16 protein-coding genes and 4 pseudogenes are annotated in these 19,159 nt (G+C 42.5%); 13 read left to right on the forward strand and 7 right to left on the reverse strand.

Annotated features, from left to right (window positions below; all coding sequences use genetic code 11):
- Positions 1 to 1,879: AAA family ATPase (locus ACYRY3_RS04240; RefSeq protein ID WP_460200498.1), on the forward strand; the 1,879-nt coding region annotated here is incomplete at its 5' end.
- Positions 1,880 to 2,266: 387 nt separating this feature from the next.
- On the opposite strand, the gene ACYRY3_RS04245 is transcribed toward ACYRY3_RS04240, so the two are convergent.
- Both ACYRY3_RS04245 and ACYRY3_RS04250 read right to left on the reverse strand, forming a co-directional pair.
- Positions 2,267 to 3,223, reverse strand: coding sequence for a CHAT domain-containing protein (locus ACYRY3_RS04245; RefSeq protein ID WP_460200499.1), 957 nt, complete (start codon positions 3,221 to 3,223; stop codon positions 2,267 to 2,269).
- 641 nt (positions 3,224 to 3,864) lie between these two features.
- Positions 3,865 to 4,029, reverse strand: a complete 165-nt coding sequence (locus ACYRY3_RS04250) for a hypothetical protein (protein WP_460200500.1) — start codon at positions 4,027 to 4,029, stop codon at positions 3,865 to 3,867.
- Between the two features lie 37 nt (positions 4,030 to 4,066).
- Here ACYRY3_RS04250 and yidD point away from each other — a divergent pair, with 37 nt between their 5' ends.
- Entirely contained in the window at positions 4,067 to 4,621 is a 555-nt protein-coding gene (yidD, locus tag ACYRY3_RS04255; RefSeq protein ID WP_460200501.1) for a membrane protein insertion efficiency factor YidD, read from the forward strand.
- Positions 4,622 to 4,946: 325 nt separating this feature from the next.
- On the opposite strand, the gene ACYRY3_RS04260 is transcribed toward yidD, so the two are convergent.
- The 3 genes from ACYRY3_RS04260 to ACYRY3_RS04270 all read right to left on the reverse strand — a co-directional run bounded on the left by ACYRY3_RS04260 (position 4,947) and on the right by ACYRY3_RS04270 (position 7,976).
- Positions 4,947 to 5,507 (reverse strand): HPP family protein, encoded by a 561-nt coding sequence (locus tag ACYRY3_RS04260; RefSeq protein WP_460200502.1) that lies wholly within the window; start codon positions 5,505 to 5,507, stop codon positions 4,947 to 4,949.
- A gap of 96 nt (positions 5,508 to 5,603) precedes the next feature.
- Entirely contained in the window at positions 5,604 to 7,232 is a 1,629-nt protein-coding gene (locus ACYRY3_RS04265) for an AMP-binding protein (protein WP_460200503.1), read from the reverse strand.
- 180 nt (positions 7,233 to 7,412) lie between these two features.
- Positions 7,413 to 7,976, reverse strand: coding sequence for a cupin domain-containing protein (locus ACYRY3_RS04270; RefSeq protein ID WP_460200504.1), 564 nt, complete (start codon positions 7,974 to 7,976; stop codon positions 7,413 to 7,415).
- A gap of 61 nt (positions 7,977 to 8,037) precedes the next feature.
- On the opposite strand from ACYRY3_RS04270, the pseudogene ACYRY3_RS04275 reads away from it, so the two are divergent.
- From ACYRY3_RS04275 to iscB, 3 genes and pseudogenes are all read left to right on the forward strand, one after another.
- Positions 8,038 to 9,030: pseudogene (locus ACYRY3_RS04275) on the forward strand (FAD-dependent oxidoreductase); the annotation flags it as partial.
- 354 nt (positions 9,031 to 9,384) lie between these two features.
- Positions 9,385 to 10,746, forward strand: a complete 1,362-nt coding sequence (locus ACYRY3_RS04280; RefSeq protein ID WP_460200505.1) for a hypothetical protein — start codon at positions 9,385 to 9,387, stop codon at positions 10,744 to 10,746.
- Between the two features lie 291 nt (positions 10,747 to 11,037).
- Positions 11,038 to 11,640, forward strand: a pseudogene (iscB, locus tag ACYRY3_RS04285) (RNA-guided endonuclease IscB); the annotation flags it as partial.
- A gap of 151 nt (positions 11,641 to 11,791) precedes the next feature.
- Here iscB and ACYRY3_RS04290 read toward each other — a convergent pair.
- Positions 11,792 to 12,118, reverse strand: a pseudogene (locus tag ACYRY3_RS04290) (MarC family protein); the annotation flags it as partial.
- Between ACYRY3_RS04290 and ACYRY3_RS04295 the strand changes: the two are divergent.
- The 8 genes and pseudogenes from ACYRY3_RS04295 to ACYRY3_RS04330 form a co-directional block, all read left to right on the forward strand.
- A pseudogene (locus ACYRY3_RS04295) lies at positions 12,118 to 12,507 on the forward strand (branched-chain amino acid ABC transporter permease); the annotation flags it as partial. The pseudogenes ACYRY3_RS04290 and ACYRY3_RS04295 sit on opposite strands and share 1 nt — an antisense overlap.
- A gap of 17 nt (positions 12,508 to 12,524) precedes the next feature.
- Positions 12,525 to 12,755: a hypothetical protein gene (locus tag ACYRY3_RS04300; protein WP_460200506.1), complete on the forward strand. Its 231-nt coding sequence runs from the start codon at positions 12,525 to 12,527 to the stop codon at positions 12,753 to 12,755.
- The gene (locus ACYRY3_RS04305) at positions 12,752 to 13,012 is read left to right on the forward strand and encodes a ParE family toxin-like protein (RefSeq protein ID WP_460200507.1); all 261 of its coding nucleotides are present in this window, start codon (positions 12,752 to 12,754) and stop codon (positions 13,010 to 13,012) included. Before ACYRY3_RS04300 ends, ACYRY3_RS04305 begins: the two co-directional genes overlap by 4 nt.
- Positions 13,013 to 13,038: 26 nt before the next feature.
- Positions 13,039 to 13,974, forward strand: coding sequence for a branched-chain amino acid ABC transporter permease (locus ACYRY3_RS04310; protein ID WP_460200508.1), 936 nt, complete (start codon positions 13,039 to 13,041; stop codon positions 13,972 to 13,974).
- 5 nt (positions 13,975 to 13,979) lie between these two features.
- Positions 13,980 to 14,777, forward strand: coding sequence for an ABC transporter ATP-binding protein (locus ACYRY3_RS04315; protein WP_460200509.1), 798 nt, complete (start codon positions 13,980 to 13,982; stop codon positions 14,775 to 14,777).
- A gap of 15 nt (positions 14,778 to 14,792) precedes the next feature.
- On the forward strand, positions 14,793 to 15,515 hold the full coding sequence (locus tag ACYRY3_RS04320) for an ABC transporter ATP-binding protein (RefSeq protein WP_460200510.1): 723 nt from the start codon (positions 14,793 to 14,795) through the stop codon (positions 15,513 to 15,515).
- Positions 15,516 to 15,805: 290 nt separating this feature from the next.
- On the forward strand, positions 15,806 to 16,264 hold the full coding sequence (locus ACYRY3_RS04325; RefSeq protein ID WP_460200511.1) for a hypothetical protein: 459 nt from the start codon (positions 15,806 to 15,808) through the stop codon (positions 16,262 to 16,264).
- A 184-nt stretch (positions 16,265 to 16,448) separates the two neighbouring features.
- Entirely contained in the window at positions 16,449 to 18,422 is a 1,974-nt protein-coding gene (locus ACYRY3_RS04330) for a protein kinase domain-containing protein (protein ID WP_460200512.1), read from the forward strand.
- A gap of 55 nt (positions 18,423 to 18,477) precedes the next feature.
- Here the strand turns inward: ACYRY3_RS04330 and ACYRY3_RS04335 are convergent, their stop codons facing one another.
- Positions 18,478 to 19,026: a hypothetical protein gene (locus tag ACYRY3_RS04335; RefSeq protein WP_460200513.1), complete on the reverse strand. Its 549-nt coding sequence runs from the start codon at positions 19,024 to 19,026 to the stop codon at positions 18,478 to 18,480.
- Between the last annotated feature and the right edge of the window lie 133 nt (positions 19,027 to 19,159).

Genomic DNA, 19,159 nt, shown 5'->3' on the forward strand with positions numbered 1-19,159 from the left:
GGAATGGATAACTCTGCGCGAGTGGATGAATGCTAATCGTCAGTTTCGCGTTTGGCAGGAACGGTTAAAAGTAGCAATGCTTGAGTGGAAAAATAACGACTATGATTCTGGGGCGTTGTTGCGAGGTGTGCCGTTAAGTGTAGCAGAAGATTGGTTGTACAAACGCTCAGATGAAATGACGCTGTGGGAGCGAGACTTTATTCAAGCTAGCGCAAGTCAACGGGATAGGGAGAAACTAGAACGCGATCGCAGAAGGCAACTTTTAATTGTAAGCAATTTAGTAAGTTATTTGGTAGCAATCATTGTATTAGGGGCAGCACTGTTAAAGGTTTCACTAGGATTTGAACTGTTGCTTTTTCTTGCAGCTGTAACTATTGCTGCCTTATTCGTTACCATTAGTCAATGGAGGTTACCATTTGTATCATCGTATCGAGATGAACAACTGGTTATACAAGATATACGTGAGTTAGAAAGCTGTATAAATGCGGAGGCTATTCGTAATTTTCACCGTAGACTGGCAATTGACGAGTTACAAAGTCCAACCAGACCTCTGCTAAGAATTTTTTTTAATATTAGTGAAAATGTAGAAGCAGCACTAAATCAAGAAAGTGCTTACTATCAGCGTCAATCTCTTGAGGGTGTTATACAGCGTTTAGATGCACAGTTACACACCTTGGCTCGCAGTACTAACAAATATGCTGCTCGGTTCTACGTTATCGGTCAACATTGGCGTGAAGTACTAAATAATTATTTGAGCGAATTAGCTGAAACTGTAGAAATTCGCCAAGAAATTGATAATCCTTACATAATTGGTATACCTCTTAACGACACACAACGAGAAATCTTTATTGGACGTACTAACATTGGCTTACGCATTGAGCAATTACTGCTAGATCAACGCCGTTCTCCTTTATTACTTTACGGTCAAAGGCGTATGGGGAAAACTTCATTGCTTAACAATTTGGAACGTCTACTTCCAAATAACATCATTCCTATGTTTATAGACTTGCAAGGAGCACCATCATTAGCTAAAGATTTTGCTGGTTTTCTTTACAATCTAGCTAAAGAGATGGTTAAGTCTGCTAAGAAGCAAGGCATTATCCTATCACCCCTGACTCGTGAAGCACTTAAAGATGATCCCTTTACCTGCTTTAACGAATGGCTCTCTGAAGAAGTAGAACAAGTACTAGAAAAAAATATTGCGTTGCTGATGCTAGACGAGTTCGAGGCACTAGATAGCGCCATAACCAAAGGACGCTTTGACGAGCAAGATGTTTTGGGAATGCTACGTCACATCATACAACATCATCCCCAGTTCAAAGTGTTGTTGTCTGGTTCCCATACACTAGAAGAGTATCAGCGCTGGGCTAGCTACCTGATTAACGTACAAGTAGTCCATATTAGCTACTTTAAGCAAGAGGAAACCTGTCAGCTCATTGAGCGCCCTATCAAAGATTTTGCTTTGCGCTATAAACCTGATGCTGTTGAACGTGTACTACAATTGACCCGTTGTCACCCGTACCTAGTACAGTTACTATGTAACGAAATTGTTATTCTTAAAAACGAGCAAGATCCTTCAATTCGCCGATTTGCAAGGTTGAGCGATGTGGAAGCAGCAATACCAAAAGCTTTAAATAGTGGTAGCTTGTTTTTTGCAGACATTCAGAAAAACCAAGTAGACTCCCTTGGGTTATCTATTCTACGCTTTCTGGCAGATCAAGGGGAAGGGGTAACACTCAGCACTAGAACTTTGTCGCAACAGTTCCCTAATAATGTAAATAGCGCTCTGAAACTACTTCTACAACGAGAATTGATAGAAAAACTTGATGACGGCTATCGTTTCCAAGTGGAGCTGATTCGACGATGGTTTGCTCAGTAAAATGTATGTAATTATACTATTAATCTAGTTTTTAAGTATATAGCTAATAACATTGCTGGTACCTTACCAACTATCAAAGAAATTTTGGAGTGGCAATCGTAAAAACCTGACGGTTCAGAATACAAGTTATCGCACATCCTCATATTTGCGTTGATTCAGAGACTTACGCCTGGAGACAGTGGGCTCACTTTTTTCCGTTTTACCAACTTTTGATAATTGGGTGTCGGATAAGGTATGCAGTGCAGACATACGACGAAACTCGACGGAACAAGGGTTAGCGTTACCGCTATTATGCCAAATGTATTCATTTTTACCAACATTCGGTTAAAAGTTGGTATGTTCAATTGTTAGCCAGACTTTTACTTGTGAGAGCAATAAATCAAAAGCTCAGAAGTCATTCTCTCCCTCTTTAAAGTCAACTTTATTAAGCCATAAAGGCATTTCATTGGAAATATATTGATAGCCAACGTGCTCAACATCAACTTCCTTTTTGCCATACCACCAAGAACCTGAAAGCTTATTTCCATCATCCGATAAAGTTAGGCGACCATATCCATTCAAGTTGCGATCTAGCCATCTCCACTTATACTCAAAAGTCCTTCCCTTCAAATAACCTATATATACACCTATCTTTCGTTTTTGCCCAAAGTCATAAAAGCCGATGACTTTACTACCCACTTGCTTAAAGTAGACAGTGTCGTTATCTGCAGGATCTAGCCATTGACCCGTTATATCTCTTTTCTCTGGAAACACTTCTTTAGAAGACTCTGACTTCTGGGTCGAAGAAGCCCTACGTTTCAAAACAGGAGTAATATATTCAGGTAAGCTTGCCCATTGGATAGCGTTACAACCAAACTTATAGGCAAATTCAATAGATCCTCCAACTCCTAAAGCATCATAAAAAGAAACAGCAAATTCAATTGCGGCTGTATCTCCAATACCTTGCTTCATTCCAACAACATAGTTAATGTGTTGTGCGATAGCCTCAGCTTGGAACTCAGAATAACACGCATTCAGAACAACGCATTCTACTGTATCAGAAAATAAATTAAAAAATCCTACCAAAGCTTCTGTACTTACTAACTTTGTCTCCCCTGTTTCATTCTCAAAAGCTATACCTTGCTCACCCTCTCCATGTCCACAAAAATGAATAATGTTGGGTTTGAAATCTAACACTGCTCTACGAACATCCACAGGACGTGCCGCTAATACCTGCCTAAGAATAAATTCATCTCGCTTCTGCGCTCGCTGTAAGCCATTTTCGATTTCGCGAATCTCTTTATCTAAGCGGAGTCGTGATGTGTCTTTAGGATTAGCTGCTAGAACTAAAACTGTTTTTGTCACTGGCTTATTCCTACAGAATTTATACGCTAATGGCTGTCAGGATTTGTTTGGATAATCACGTATTATACTGAAAAAGTACTTATAACGCCACATTTTAGGGATATCTCCCGCCTTAAGCCTATTTTAATTTATCTTGTAGCCGATGGCACAGAGTCCTCTGATCTTTCCATCTCCCTGTAACTTCATCAGGACGAAAATGGTGAGGAATGGAATTTAGGCTTTAGCAGCGATCAAGAGGCTAGTTTATCTGGTTTTTACCCTTAACCGAACCGTATTGCTACCCAACGGGTGTGCCACTTCGTGTCTTGTGCGTCTTTGCAGTAGCCTGCGGCAAGCCCCCGCGCGTCTACGTTAAAATAGGTAATATTAAACCGAGAAGGAAGTAATTTCTCGCGATCAGGAGCGGCGTACTTGACGTTGAGCCATTTCGTAGAATAGCTGGCGAAAAGTCTTAATTTCTAGTGGTTGTGAAAAGAACTGTTCTAGAAAGCAGTTGCATCTGCCTTGAGTGATATTGGTTCACATAAGCTTCCGTATACGTGAAGTGACTCTCCATGCGCCGTGTTAGAGACAGATTGTTGGAAGCCAGTGAACTCAGGTTCTCCATTACGTCCACCCACTTCTGAAATAGTGAATTCGTACTAGGAACGCTTTCGGCGACGACTTTCAAAAGCCTCAAGAGTTCTGGCAAGTTCTTTAATTGCTCCAAAAGCTGAGTCGAGGTCACGTCTATACTGTTCAAGGCCCGAAAGCATCGTATCACGGTCTTTTGGATGATTTTGCGCTCTCCCGTCAAGAATTGACACAAATGCAACATTCCTTAATATTTCTCCAAATTAGGAATTGGAAATTGGACATCGGGAATTGGGAATAGTTAATAAGAAACTCTTATGCCCCGTGCCTCAATCTATGCAGATTTCCGTGTTTCATTCTCTCTCCAGACAAATCAGTGTTGCGGCAATTACTGGATATCAAAAACATATTTCTCCCCGCAAAGGCTTTAGTTGCGCTTATCGCATTCTCTACGGTCGAGAGTCTTGCTCTCAGTATATTAAGCAAGCGATCGCTACTGAAGGATTGAGGGCTGCCATCGTCAAATCGCGATCGCGATTTCAAGCGTGCTCCAAAGCCAATCAAATTTTGCTGTCACACACTCAAAACTCAGACTCAACAGAAGAAACGCCCAACAAAAAGCGTCGTACCTCCTTTTGCTCTAGAAATCGCGATCGTCAATGGGATTGCAGCAGTAGCAACTATGAAGGCTGTGAGGGAAGTTGCGATTGTGCCAGTGGGCTGGGAGAGTTAGCAACTAGCGACTGTGGAATAGTTGATTGTGGCTCCTTAGATTGCAGCGCTGCTGATTGTGGTTCCTTAGATTTTGGAAGTTGTTGTAGCTAAAGTCACTAAATAAACCGCCGAGAATAAACAAAATGCGAATTAAGCAACATAAATTTACTTAAAACCCTTAGTAAGCAAGTGGACAGAAATAAGTAGAACTATGTTACGGAATTTTAGCATACTTGAAATCCTTAGAGGGTGTTTAGAAATAAAAAATAAACTCCTTAGCCGACCCTCAATCGGGAAATTTCTTGAGTGCATCCATACGCGAAAGCTGACTTGCGTGCGCTTTGCGCTTAGCGTCTCCGCCAGGAGAAGAAATAGGAAAAGAAGAGCGGTAATTTACACCGATAAGGGAGTAAGAACATCTTTAGACTTTGCGATTTCACCAATATTTTGGATATTTGCTTTCACGGGTGAAATTATTATAGAGAAGGGCAACGAAGATTAAAATTATTGCTCCAAAAACAGTGGGAAACAGTAGAAAACTCCATGCTGGTTTTGTCAGGTAAATAATAACTGGATTGGAGCCTGCAGGTGGATGAGTTGTTCGGGTAAACATCATCACAGAAATGGCTGTACCAACGGCTATAGCAACTGACCACCAAGTTGCTCCAAAGAGGATTAGACACAACAAACCAATAAAAGAACTGAAAAAATGACCCCCGAGTATATTTCGTGGTTGTGAAAAGGGCACATCTGGAAACCCAAAAACCAAAACGCAGGATGCTCCAAAAGACCCTAGTACAAGTGCTACGGAAAATGTGTTTGAGAGAAGCGCAACCGCAGCGATCACCAAAAATCCTCCTAACCAAGCAAGTATGATTGCTCTAACTGAATGCTTGGGAGGTAATTTAGTATTATCTCCCTTCAGCTTTTGGAAAAAATTTATCTGAGATGCTGTTTTTTTAGAACTAATAGCATTGCTGTTCGATTGCTGAGCCATGTAGATTTTACCTCAAATTACTAGCTGTTATTAGCATTGGAATATTATGATTTGCCTCGCCCGTGCTTAAAGAATGGACGAGGTTTCTTGTTTGATTTAAACTTTCTGTTTGAGGTGCTTGTGTGCCTCTTCTACTAACAAGTCCTTGCGAACTTTACCTGTTGCTGTTTTGGGTAAGTCGGCGAAGAAAAACATTTCGGGTTGTTTGTAAAGACTAAGTTGAGACTTACAAAAAGAGCGCAGTTCTTTTCCAGTAAGCTCTTGGGAGCCCTTTGTTTCAACAAAAGCTACCAGCAGGGTACGATTTTTTCCTAAGTTTTCAGGTGCAATGCCGATAACAGCAGCATCTCGCACCTGTTCGTGTTTGCATAGCACATTTTCAATCTCAACGGAGGAAATGTTTTCCCAACCGTAGTCGGTTTCTACGTAAATTAAGTCCTTTAAGCGGTCTCGAATTTCCAAATAGCCATCTGGATGAATAATTGCCATGTCTCCAGTATGGAACCACCCATCTCGAAAGGCTTTTTCGGTAGCTTCTGGATTGTTGTAGTAGCCTGTTGCTACCGTATTACCTGCTACGATCGCTTCTCCTAGGGTACGACCATCCCAAGGAACGTCTTGTCTTGAGGCATCAACTACTCGCAATCCTGTTCCAGCGTGAATAGTTGCTACACCTTGACGAGAACGTTTGAGAGCACGACTTTCGGGAGATAATGCCTGCCATTCTTTTTGCTCTTCACAGACGACGTAGGGACCATAGGTTTCATTTAATCCATATTGGTGGATGAAATTAACCCCCATCTCATCTAATTGCTGAATTAGAGTCGGAGCAGGAGCAGCTCCTCCTGTGGTAATTGTCAGCCCTCGAAAAGCTTTCTTGTCCCCTGGAGTTAATGCTAGCGATCGCACAAGGCGGGGAGCACCACATAGGTGAGTAATTTGATGTTGGGAAAGCGCCTGGAGCAAATCCGTAGAACCCTTTTGAATTTGGTGGTTGGGGAGAATAACTTGGGTAGCTCCCACAGCGACATTCGCCCAAATGTGTCCCCACCCATTCACATGGAACATGGGAAGTAACCACAAATATTTTGAGGCTCGGCTGAGTCCAATCATCAGCGCCTGTCCCAGTGCATTTAAGTAAGCGCCTCGATGGTTGCATATTACCCCTTTTGGACTACCAGTGGTACCGGAAGTAAAGTTAATGGCGATGGGGTCAAGTTCGCTGACAATAGTTCGATCTAGTTGAAAATCTCCGTTTTCCCCTGCTAAACAGGTTTCGTAGTCGAGGGCTTTAGTAGATATTGGATTAGCAGTATCATTTATAACAATAATTTGTTGCAAGTGGCAAAAGGTAATCTGAGGCTTAAGGAGAATTTTTTCAATTAAAGAGGCATCCACAATCAAAACCTTAGCCGAGCAATAGTTTAGCAGGGATAAAATATCTTGTGCTGCGAGCCACGGATTGAGCGCGACGATTACCGCACCAATAGCTGGAATGCTGAAGTAGGCTTCGATTGCCTGTTGGTTGTTGTGTGTTAGAAGAGCAACCCGATCTCCATATTCTACCTGAAATCGCTTCAGCGTTTGTGCTAAACAACGAGAGCGGTGTAATAGTTCGGCGTAAGTTACTATTTTGTTAGAGCTTGCGATCGCAGTTCCGTTGGGAAAGGCGCGACCACTACGTTCTAGGAAAGTGGTTGGAGTTAAAGGTACGTAAGAATGCATAATTGTTTCTAGATAATTTTGTTAAAAAAGCAACTAATAACATAGAACGGGCGAGGACTCCCGGACCACAAGATAGCTATTTCATAAGATGTTTGTCCCACAAAATAGCTATTTCATATTTCATGATTCTTGCCACTGACTTAATAGGAAATCATTGGACTTGATTGGTGAAGATTGCGATTATTCTTCAACGGGCTTTACATCTTCGTTGCCTGCAGCAAACTCGTTCCACAAATCAGGGCGCTGCTTGACTTTGATATAACGCGTAGCCAAAATGGTGCAGCCATTGATGGAAGCCATTGTATGAAAGGTACCTGGTGAGCGAAGTATTAACGAACCAGGTAAGTAAGTAACACCATTCTCAATATAGTCCCCAGTTAATACTAGAACCATTTCATACCCTATGTGCTCGTGTAAAGCTACAAATGCTCCTGGGTCATATTTAAGAATTGCGGCATCGGGACCTTGCGGATCTTGGTCTACCAAACTAAAAATTGTGTGGATTTGAACACCTTTTCTAACTTCTGGCTGATAGGGTACAAATTCCAGTGAACTAGGTATGGATACATTTTCCATACCCAAGAATTGAAATTCCCTATCATTAATGGAATTGTATGGAAATGGGTCGAACTTTATTTGACCATTGCTCATCAATTGCCCATTTGTTGAAATGGCTCCGTTACCTTTCTTGAGACCGTTATATCCTGATAAAGGTTTATTGGGTGTTTGTTCGTTGTTTAACATTAGTTCACTCCGTAATTTAAGTTGATTGAATTTTTCTTTGTTCTTGGCTGAGACCGTTGTAACCCCCGAACTTTACATCCAAGGGTTTTCCACAGGGTTACCGGAAAATTTGCAACTGCAAATGCTACGCAGCCTTCCCGGTTTGGAAAACTGTATCATGCTTCGTCCGGCATATGCGGTAGAGTACGATTATTTACCAGCTACCCAGTGCTATCCTACACTGATGACAAAGAAGGTGGAAGGGCTGTTCTGTGCCGGACAGGTTAATGGAACCACAGGTTATGAAGAAGCAGCAGCCCAGGGTATAGTTGCTGGAATTAATGCTGCTCGTTTTGCTCGCGGTCAAGAAATGATTGTTTTTCCTCGCGAACAAAGTTACATCGGGACTTTAGTAGATGACCTGTGTACTAAGGATTTACGGGAACCTTACCGGATGCTAACCAGTCGGTCTGAGTATAGATTGGTACTGCGCTCTGATAATGCCGACCAGCGTTTGACCCCGTTGGGACGGGAAATTGGCTTGATTGACGACCGCCGTTGGGAATTGTTTACTCGCAAGCAGGCAAATATAGCAGCAGAAAAAGAACGGCTGTATGCCACAAGGATAAAAGAACACGATGATATCGGGCGGGCGATCGCACAAGAAACCCAGCAAGCAATCAAAGGTTCAATAACTCTAGCGGACTTGCTGCGGCGTCCGGGTTTCCATTACCTAGACCTTAACAGATACGGATTGACAAACCCCAATCTAGACCGCGCCGAACAAGAAGGCGTAGAAATCGATATCAAGTATTCTGGCTATCTGCACAGGCAGCAAACTCAGATTGACCAAATTGCCCGTCAGGCACACCGTCAGTTACCTGCGGATTTGGATTATGCAACAATTGATACTTTATCCAAAGAAGCGCGAGAAAAACTGAATAAGGTAAAACCCTTAACTATCGGTCAAGCTGCACGCATTGGAGGTGTCAATCCTGCTGATGTCAATGCTCTGCTCATATACTTAGAAGTGCGTAAAAATAAAAACCAAAGTAATTTTCCCGCACTAGCGTAGAACCAACTCAACTCAGGGCACTATAGTAATAGGAACATCCAAGGGATGAAGTGTGAAGTAGAATCTGAGAAATAAATACTGGGGCTTTTGCCTGGGTGCGCCATTTTTTTCATGCTTCATCCTTCATTTTTCAGAATTTTCTGAAAACTTTGGTGAAATTATGGAGGCTAGTATGATAAGTGACATGATTTAATAGGCACCATCAACAATCCCAGATTAAAGTTGAATTAAATAACATATATCAATCAACTTGTCTGAATTGGACGAAAAATGGGATAACCCATCCAAAGCTCCTTATTCGCAGGCAGTGGGACGCGGGAACAATAGTTCCAAAAACCACAACTTAAAATAGCCATGTCAGAAAAAGCCAGTACTTATCTCATACTTCCAGAAGCATCCGAGGACTTAATAGTCAGCGAACAACCTTGGTCAATAGAGACCTATGCTGATGGCTTGATGGATGAAATCTTTGCTGATATCGACCAGATTTTGGATAGTAACGATAAGTTACCTACCGGAACTGTACAGCAAGGACACAGCTATCACTTGCAAACAATTACAGTCCCGCAAATTGTCTTACCAGAGACACAAATCCAAACCGTCCAAGCAACTGCTAAAGTGAGGACTAACCCACTAAGCACGGTAGTTTTGGGCACTCCGGCTACAAGCAAAGCAGTTAGCAAACCAAGCAAACAAAAATCAAGCCGCCCCCTCAAAATCACGCTTTGGATGGGAGCAGGCTTAGGTATAGCGATCGCGAGTATCGTTTGGGTATTAAACTCTGGTTTAGTCAATCGTTTGGTTTCCAAATCATTTCAGCAAAGCCTGCTGCAACAACCAGTTCAGTCACAAATCCCTACAAAGGTACAAATTGAGCAAGATTTGGTTAACTACATGCTGGGAGCACTGTCAGTGATTGATAGGCAGGAGGCAAGAAACAAACTCAGATCTGCCAAACCAGTGACAGTTGCTGCTGTCGGAGCGAATCAAACACCTGTTGCTTATTCATCCGCAGGCACTTTGCCAACACCTGTTGCGGCTAATAACGTACCACCTACCGCCAACAGGTCAACAACCATTGTTGAGCGAATCTACATCCCGGTATACCAAGCGCCGCAGCCCATGCGTTACGCGCCCCCTCCCATGCTTGCCAATTTCAGATCCTTGCCACCAGTTGCTAGTTACCCTCAGAAGCATTTGGCGCGTCCCTCCAAGCCAGCACCTGAGAAAATAGCTCTGAACAAGCCACGCTCAACTACCAAACCCATGACTGTCACTGCTCTTGCTGCTGTACGTCATGATGCTGCTGTACGCAATGACATTAAGCCCATAGCAGTACAAACCAAGCCAGTTACCGTGCAGCAAGCATCCAAGCCTCTGCCAATACTGTCTGTGACTTCTGCAAAAATTGCACCACCAAAACTACCAACAGCCACATCACCCGCACCTGCTGGGGCAGCACAAACACAAGAAATAGTAGCTGCGGTTTCTGCGCCAAGCCCTGCTGCACCCGCCCCCGCTCACACCTTAGAAGGTTTGATGGAGTTAGGGAAAAAATCTGCCGCTTTATTCAAAATTCACGGTGTTACTCAACAAATTGAAGTGGGTGAAGCTATAGGTAACAGTGGTTGGACACTGGTGGAAGTTGCCAACGGAGAAGCTATCATTCGTCGTAATGGTGAAGTACGCTCAATTTATGCAGGGCAGACGTTTTAGTTCGTTGTCGTAAGCAACCTCCGAATTAAATTCGGAGGCTTTAGCTAGATCTAGTACTAGTTAAAGCCTAGCTTACCAGACTAAGTGTAAAGAACACTACGTTAACAGCAAGCGTTAAAGTTCCTACTCCGGGATGCGAAGCTAGTCCCTGTGACCCTAGAACCAAGCAATTAACCAGACGTAAAGGTTTAAAGTCAGTGTTGGAGCGGAAAGTACCGACTGTTAACTTTGTCGTTCGCGAAGCGTGCCGACGAAGGAGGCATAGCTAACTTTACCCGTAAGGAGGCTCTGATGAGCAAAGTATTTGTAATTGATTCAAACAAAAGACCACTAGATCCAATTCATCCAGCGCAAGCAAGGCAATTATTGAGAAATAAAAAAGCAGCAATATTCCGCAAATTTCCATTTACTTTAATGCTTAAGGAAGCGAAACCTGATATACCTGTTCAACCCCTAAGACTAAAAACCGACCCAGGCGCAGTCGTAACGGGTATTGTACTATTGAACGATACAACAGGTGAAGTTGTATTTGCTGCTGAAATTAAACATAGAGGCTTTGCAATACGCGACTCTCTTACTTCAAGAAGACTATTAAGAAGAAGTAGAAGAAATCGTAAAACTAGATATCGCCAACCCAGATTTAATAATAGAACACGACCACAGGGATGGCTACCACCTTGTCTTAAAAGTCGTGTTGACAATATCAAAACTTGGGTTGAAAGATTGCGGAAATTTGCACCAATTGAGGCTGTATCTCAAGAATTAGTGCGTTTCGATCTCCAATTAATCAGAAACCCCAACATTGAGGGTAAGGAGTACCAGCAGGGTACACTTTACGGTTACGAGACTCGTGAGTATTTACTTGAAAAATGGGATAGACAATGTGCTTATTGTGAAAGTGGACGAGCCGTGCTTCCTCCTTGGACTAAAGTCGCAAGGTTTCTGCACTCCCGGAAGCTTTTAGATGAAAAAGTTCAAAGACGATCCCTCCAGACACCGTTAAAGGTAGGCTTTGGGGGGATCTGATTTTTTTGATTGCTCCAAGTCAAGTTAAAAACAACTCTTTAATTCCCGCACTGCCAATTTCTATCGCTAGCGCCGCTAACAAAAAACCTAAAAGCTGAGCGATAATCACTTCTCCTTCTGCACCAATCCATTTATCGATTTGATTAGATAGACGCAAAATTAACCAACTAGAAAACATTGCCGCCACAATACCCACAATCACACTAAGGTGGGGACTTGGAGATTCTGACATCAATAGCATCACTGTTGTCAGAGTACCCGGTCCCGCTAGCAATGGCAAAGCTAGTGGTGTAATTGCAATATCTCGTTCTTTATCAATAATTGGCGTACTTAACTCTCCTTGGAGCGTATGGTAAGGCAATGCAGGCGATCGCAGAAGACCCAACTACTGCTAGTTTATTGGGAATTAACAGCGATCGCTATATCGTCCTGACATTTTTTATCAGCAGTTTTATAGCAGGAGTGGCGGGAACTCTCGTCGCTACCAGCGTTAGCATCGCCGGACCTTACTTTGGCATTGGTTTTGGATTGAGGGGATTGTCCGTCATTGTCTTGGGTGGCTTGGGTAGCATCCCTGGTGCAGTGTTGGGAGGTTTGGTGATTGGGCTGGTGGAAGCGTTTGTTCCCGGTGAATATTCTGGCTATAAAGACGCCGTTGCCTTCAGCATTTTGTTTATTATGCTTTTAGTGCGACCTCAAGGTTTACTTGGGCGTCGGTTTATTCAGAAAGTTTAGTCAAGGAAGGTTAAGATATGTCGTCCACTGCGATCGCTACTGTCATTAAAATGATGGAGTCATTGCCTGAAGCTGCACAAAACCAAATTGCCGAACATTTGCGCGAGTACATTGAAGACTTGCGAGATGAGATGCAATGGGATATGGCATTTCAAAAAACTCAACACCAACTAGTAGCTGCTGCTCGAAAAGCCAAACAGGAAATTGCTGAAGGAAAAGCGAAGCCACTGGACTACAACCAGTTATGAATTCTGCTACTTTACCTTCTTTTTGGGAAGCTTATAGCTCCTTAGATAATGACACAAAAAGCAGAGCAAAGAAAGCATATCGCTTGTGGAAACAAAACCCGTTTCACCCATCTTTACACTTTAAGTGTATTAATCAAGAGGAAAGCATTTGGTCTGTCAGAATAACTCGTAGTTACCGGGCTATTGGCATTCTTGAGGGTGATACAGTCACTTGGTTTTGGATTGGTAACCATGACAATTATGAGAGCTTTTTTTAGGAGCAAATAACAAGCATTAAAACTTTATGGTGGAATTCTTCGCGACTTACGGAGCTCTTATCGTTTCTATGGTGTTGGGGGCACTACTGGGGTTGTCGCTGTACCTACCCCTGATGGCTGGACAGTTGTCTCTAGCAAGCCCTGGTTTTTATGCTTTGGGTGGCTACATCGCCGCTATTCTCTCCACAACTGTTTTTTCTACTACAGGAGTATTTCCCATCCCACTCCTGTTACTGGAAATGTTAATTGCAGGTGTCATTTCTGGTTTATTTGGTGTCGCCGTCGGAATACCAGCGCTGCGGTTGCGGGGGATTTATTTAGCAATCGCTACCATTGCCTTTGTGGAAGTCCTGCGAGTCATAGCCTTAAATTTAGATATCACGGGTGGTGCTGTAGGTATTTTTGGTATCCCTCAACCTTTCCAACAACCAATTGAGTATTTATGGATTGCACTACCATTACTTATTATGAGTATGGTATTGATTTACCGCTTGGAACGCATCAAAGTTGGCAGGGCTTTCATTGCTATCCGGGAAGATGAATTAGCTGCTGGTGCGATGGGGATAAATCCAACATACTATAAGGTGTTGGCATTCTCTCTGGGATGTCTTCTGGCAGGGGTTGTTGGTGCTATGAGCGCCCATGTTCTCAATACTTGGAATGCACGTCAAGGTACCTTTGATACTAGTATTAACTATTTGACTTATGTATTAATTGGTGGTTCTAGAACTTTTTTAGGTTCTGTTGTGGGAGGTATGGTATTTACAGCCTTACCAGAGGTGTTGAGAGGAGTAGCAGATACGGGCGGGTTACCTACATGGTTGGCACAATTTTTACGAGATGGCAGATTGATTATTTTTGGATTGCTTATAGTTATTGGTACAATATTTTTTCCTCAAGGGCTTGTCACTCCAGATTTATTCAAGAAACGAAGAAAGCGCCGCAATGAAGTCTTGAAGTAAAGATCATGATTCAAGAAAATTTCCATCAAAATTCATCTGACTTACCAATATTAGAGGCTAAAAATCTCACGCGTCGTTTTGGCGGTCTGGTAGCTGTCAATAATGTGTCGTTTAAAGTCGATAAACACGAGATTTTTGGGCTGATCGGTCCTAACGGTGCTGGTAAAACCACTTTGTTTAATTTAATTACGGGTTTAGTGACGCCCTCTAGCGGTCAGTTACTTTATCAAGGCAAGGAAGTTTCTCAATTGCGGTCGCATCAAATAGCAGCTTTGGGAATTGCCCGGACTTTTCAAAATATTCGCTTGTTTGGCGAACTGTCTGCATTGGAAAATGTTATTATTGCACGGCACTTACATACTAACAGCAGTATAATTAAAGGAGTTTTAGGGCTGTCTCCGGCTCCCAAAGAAGAACTCAAAAGCAAACAAAGAGCTGTAGATTTACTTGGACTGGTTGGTTTAAGCAAACGTCTGGACGAAAAAGCTAAAAATTTTCCCTATGGTGACCAACGCCGCTTGGAAATCGCTCGCGCCCTCGCTCTCGAACCCCAGGTTTTACTTTTGGATGAACCAGCTGCAGGTATGAATCCCAGTGAGAAGCAGGAATTAAGCGAATTTATCCGCAACCTCCGCCAGAGTTTTAATTTAACTATAATTTTAATCGAGCATCACGTTCCCTTGGTTATGGGTTTGTGCGATCGCATTGCTGTTTTAGATTTTGGTCAATTAATTGCTTTAGGCGAACCATCTGTTGTCAGAAATGACCCAGCCGTCATTGAAGCATATTTGGGTAATGAATAAATATTTTAACCGCAGATGAAACCAGATAATTTGAGGATTTTGGAAATTAAAGACCTTTTTGTTAATTATGGGGGCATTCAAGCTCTAGAAAATATTAATTTATCTATCAATAATGGCGAAGTTGTGACCCTTGTAGGTGCTAATGGTGCGGGGAAAACGACTACTTTACGCGCCATTTCCAAAATAGTCAGTCCTCATCGTGGTGAGATTATTTATAACGGTCGAAATATAACTCGCCGTCAACCTCATGAAGTTGTGCAACTGGGTATTGCTCACTCTCCTGAAGGGCGGAGAGTATTAGCACGGCAAACCGTATATGAGAATTTGTTATTGGGTGCTTATATTCGCAGCGAGCGAGAAGAAATTAAAGCAGATATTCAACAACAATTCGAGTTGTTTCCCCGTTTGTCCCAAAGGCGCAATCAATTAGCGGGAACTTTAAGTGGTGGGGAACAACAAATGCTAGCTATAGCCCGTGCTTTAATGAGTAGACCTAAACTTTTGCTTTTAGATGAGCCCAGTTTGGGTTTGGCACCAGCTATAGTGAGAGAAATTTTTAGCATCATTGAAAATTTACGTGCTACAGGTGTGACTATTTTGTTAGTTGAACAAAATGCCAACCTTGCCTTACAAATTGCCGATCGCGGTTATGTTTTGGAAGCGGGTTGCATCACGCTATCAGGTAAAGCATCGGATTTGATGACTGATGAGCGAGTCAAGAAGGCTTACTTGGGCTGATTAAACATGGTAGCACTCATAATAAAAGTTAATAAAACCAAAAAAAATTGACATGATGTCTGTGAGTATGTCGAATTCTTTCACTTTCTAAATTCCTTTATTCAAAGAAATTCTGCCAGTTTCTAATTCAGATAGTGAAACTAAAATTCAATAAAAAATTTTACTTGCAATTTCCAAAATATTGTATTATGAACATTAAATGAGGAAGCGCTTAAGTTAGCCCAAAAGCACTTCCTCAAAAAATAAAGCAAACTAATTTACTAATTTACTAATTCTGGAGATATCTTAGCATGAGTCACACGCCAGAAACAGCTCAACCTGGGAATTTTTCTAAAACAGTTGCCCAAGAAGTCGAAGTTCTCATCCGCAAACTAGCTAAGCCCGGTAAGAACCTGATAGAGGAAGTTAGCTACGAAATTTCCTACACCAACCCGGTAACATTGCTAGGAGCAGCGAAAACAGGTCTATTGTTGCAGTTCCTTAAAGAAAAACTTTCGCCAAAACAATACGAACAAGCGCTGGGAAACTGCATGGGATGGATATCGGGAATTGCTCATCAGTTATTAAAGCTCGCCCCCATACTTGGAAGTTTTACGCCCGAGCAACTTGGTAAGATATCTCTCAACCTATTACCGCAAGCAGTCTACAAATTAGCTGTAGGTCGCACACCAGCTGAGGTAATTCAGTCAATTCTGGAAAAAGCTTGCAACCAAGAGGTTTCCAAGTTCTGCCTGCTGCCATGCTACTGAATCCGTGATTTTAGGTGGCAGTGGAATGAACAAAGGTTATTGAAAGAAAAATTAACAACGTGTATTTATTAAAAAACTGCGTTTTACATCCAAATCTTTTCCCAAGATAGCGGATTTTATTGAGAAATATTTGGAGATATTTATTACGCTCTATTAAATCGGGTGTTAACACTGGGGAGTGAATATGATAGGCAAGCTACTGGATCATCGTTACCAAATTATTAAAGTCCTTGCTACAGGGGGCTTTGGGGAAACATATATTGCTAAAGACACTAGGCGACCGGGCAACCCCATCTGCGTTGTCAAACACCTCAAGCCTGCTAGTTCCGATCCCAAAGTGTTTGACACTGCCAGACGCCTATTCCAAAGTGAAGCAGAAACTCTAGAAAAATTGGGGAATCACGACCAAATACCCCGACTTTTAGCTTATTTTGATGAAAATCAAGAATTTTACTTAGTACAAGAATTTATTGAAGGGCATCCCCTGAGTGACGAATTGCTTCCCAGCCGACGCTGGACCGAACGTCAGGTTATCGAGATGTTGCTGGAAGTTTTGGGTATTTTAAAATTTGTCCACGGACAGGGTGTTATTCATCGTGACATTAAACCAGATAACATCATTCGTCGCGCCTCAGATCGCAAATTAGTTTTAGTAGACTTTGGCGCTGTCAAGCAATTGCGCGTCTCCTCGGGATACTCTTCCCAAACCCAGTTGTTTACTATGGCAGGAAACCACTCTGCCACGGTAGCTATTGGCACGCCCGGTTATATGCCTACAGAACAGGGGCAAGGCAAGCCCCGCCCTAACAGCGATCTCTATTCCTTGGGGATTATCGCTATTCAAGCGCTAACGGGAATAGTACCGATGGATTTGCAAGAAGACACTTATACTGGGGAAATCCTCTGGCAACATTTAATACCTGTTAGCAATAATTTAGAAGCAGTCTTAAGCAAGATGGTGCGATATCACTTCAAAGACCGCTACCAAAGTGCATCGGAAGCATTACAAGCGTTACACTCGTTTACTGCTGCGTCCTCTGCGCCTGTAGAATCCGTTAGCAATTCCACAACATACCCCACACACTACCCACCAATCAAGCCTTTATCGCCCCAGTCCCGGCAAAAAACCATTGCCGTTGCTCCAGCAAATCCCGTTGCTCATCCAATAGAAGTTTCTCCCAGATCCACCCCCTCCCCCAAAGGTTCTAGCGGGCCCGATTTGCTACAGTTATCCATTCTTGCTATTTTAGCCACTGGTGCTGCTGCTATTACCCCAGCTGTAGTTAAGAATGTTCAAAATGTTGCTTCTAATTTTAGCGATAATGACACGACTTCAGCACAAATGTGCTTGGCTGTTGTAAAAGAGAATGTTAACCTGCGTTCTGAGCCAAGTAATATTTCTGAAAGTGTTGTCAAAACCACTACAGAAGACAGCCATTTTGAAGTCACGGGTTTGCGGACAAAACGCGGTTGGGTGCAGATTAAACTTGACCCAAAAACATCAGCATGGGTTCACTCTGATGCTATAAAAGATCGAGATGGGTGGGTTGGGTGCTTGCGAGATAAAGGCATTGCGGTGAAAACAGAGGATGATGACGATCTCATTACCTCTCGCCCCGTTCCAAAAGCAAAACACAAACCAGTTGTTAATGTTACCCCTTCACCTTCAAGTGAGTTACCAGAAAAATCACAAAATAAGTCTGCTGATGATACGTCTAAGATGCTGGAACAAGCCAGAAAGAAGTATGAATCAGGAGATTTACAGGGTGCGATCGCATTACTCCAATCAGCAACGTCAAACTCCCCTCCTGTGAAAGAGACAACAGAAATGGTAACCCAATGGCAGAAAGATTGGGCGAAAGCAGAAGCTTTATTTAAAGACGTGGATACAGCGCTGGCTGAGGGACAATGGGATAAGGTTTTGTCCTACAAGGATCGTCCGGAAAAGTTACCTAATATTCAGTACTGGCGAAATAAAATAGAGCCCTTATTTAAGCAAGCTGCAGAAAATTTAGGACAACAGCAGCTTCCTAACTTAGATTCATCTGGTAAACAAAAAAACCCCAGTCTGGAACAACCCAATCTCAGTCAACCGGACACAACAGATAATATTGATATTATTGAAAGTCTAGAGAAAAAATCTAAAAATGGCTGGTAATAAAATGGTTAGGAGTTAGTGTTTTGTAGAGACGCGCCACGGCGCGTCTCTACAACTATTTTTGCGATTGTTGGGGTGCGGTTGGTCGCTCCAAACCAGCAGTGAAAAAGTAAACGCGATCGCAATATTGGGTTTGGCTGGAACAAACAGCTTCTATAGAAACGTTGGAGACATTACTCACATCAAGGGACAAAGAGGCTTGTTGTGCAGGACCAACAGTGCGGTTCTCAACCTGTTTCCCATCTAAATATACTCTAACATCAACACTTGGACTGCTTATGTTATTATCACGCATTCCAAAAGCCAAATTTAGGGTTTGAAAAACGGGTTGAGGGCGGTTTTCTGGCTTTATGCTGCAAGTGATTGAAGCAGAACGGGTACCGGGTCCTAAATAAAATTGACTGGTATAAACTGCTCTTCCTATGGCAACATCAAGATTTTGCTCGCGGGCAGTGCCAAGTCCACTGTTCACACATTTAGCATTGAGCAAGGGAGTAGGGCGCTGTGGCTTTTGTGCCTGAGCAATTTTTCCAGCAAAACTATTGAAAAAGGATAGAAACACACTACTAGCGATCGCGGACGCAATTAAACGATTTCTTTGCATTGTCGTCTAAAAAAAGTAGTTTTGAGGCAGCAGGCGAAAACCAAGATAATCATAGCTTGGTTTGGTTAGTAGTTAATAGTTAGTGGTTAGTAGTTTGTTACCCACTAACCAATAACCAATAACCACAAACCAC

This window comes from Scytonema sp. NUACC21 (assembly GCF_054684315.1).

Bases quoted from the DNA above. Each gene is read 5' to 3' on its own strand.
- ACYRY3_RS04260 (WP_460200502.1), bottom strand. From the start codon at position 5,507: ATGGCTCAGCAATCGAACAGCAATGCTATTAGTTCTAAAAAAACAGCA.
- ACYRY3_RS04265 (WP_460200503.1), bottom strand. From the start codon at position 7,232: ATGCATTCTTACGTACCTTTAACTCCAACCACTTTCCTAGAACGTAGT.
- ACYRY3_RS04270 (WP_460200504.1), bottom strand. From the start codon at position 7,976: ATGTTAAACAACGAACAAACACCCAATAAACCTTTATCAGGATATAAC.
- ACYRY3_RS04280 (WP_460200505.1), top strand. From the start codon at position 9,385: ATGTCAGAAAAAGCCAGTACTTATCTCATACTTCCAGAAGCATCCGAG.
- ACYRY3_RS04300 (WP_460200506.1), top strand. From the start codon at position 12,525: ATGTCGTCCACTGCGATCGCTACTGTCATTAAAATGATGGAGTCATTG.
- ACYRY3_RS04305 (WP_460200507.1), top strand. From the start codon at position 12,752: ATGAATTCTGCTACTTTACCTTCTTTTTGGGAAGCTTATAGCTCCTTA.
- ACYRY3_RS04310 (WP_460200508.1), top strand. From the start codon at position 13,039: ATGGTGGAATTCTTCGCGACTTACGGAGCTCTTATCGTTTCTATGGTG.
- ACYRY3_RS04315 (WP_460200509.1), top strand. From the start codon at position 13,980: ATGATTCAAGAAAATTTCCATCAAAATTCATCTGACTTACCAATATTA.
- ACYRY3_RS04320 (WP_460200510.1), top strand. From the start codon at position 14,793: ATGAAACCAGATAATTTGAGGATTTTGGAAATTAAAGACCTTTTTGTT.
- ACYRY3_RS04325 (WP_460200511.1), top strand. From the start codon at position 15,806: ATGAGTCACACGCCAGAAACAGCTCAACCTGGGAATTTTTCTAAAACA.
- ACYRY3_RS04330 (WP_460200512.1), top strand. From the start codon at position 16,449: ATGATAGGCAAGCTACTGGATCATCGTTACCAAATTATTAAAGTCCTT.
- ACYRY3_RS04335 (WP_460200513.1), bottom strand. From the start codon at position 19,026: ATGCAAAGAAATCGTTTAATTGCGTCCGCGATCGCTAGTAGTGTGTTT.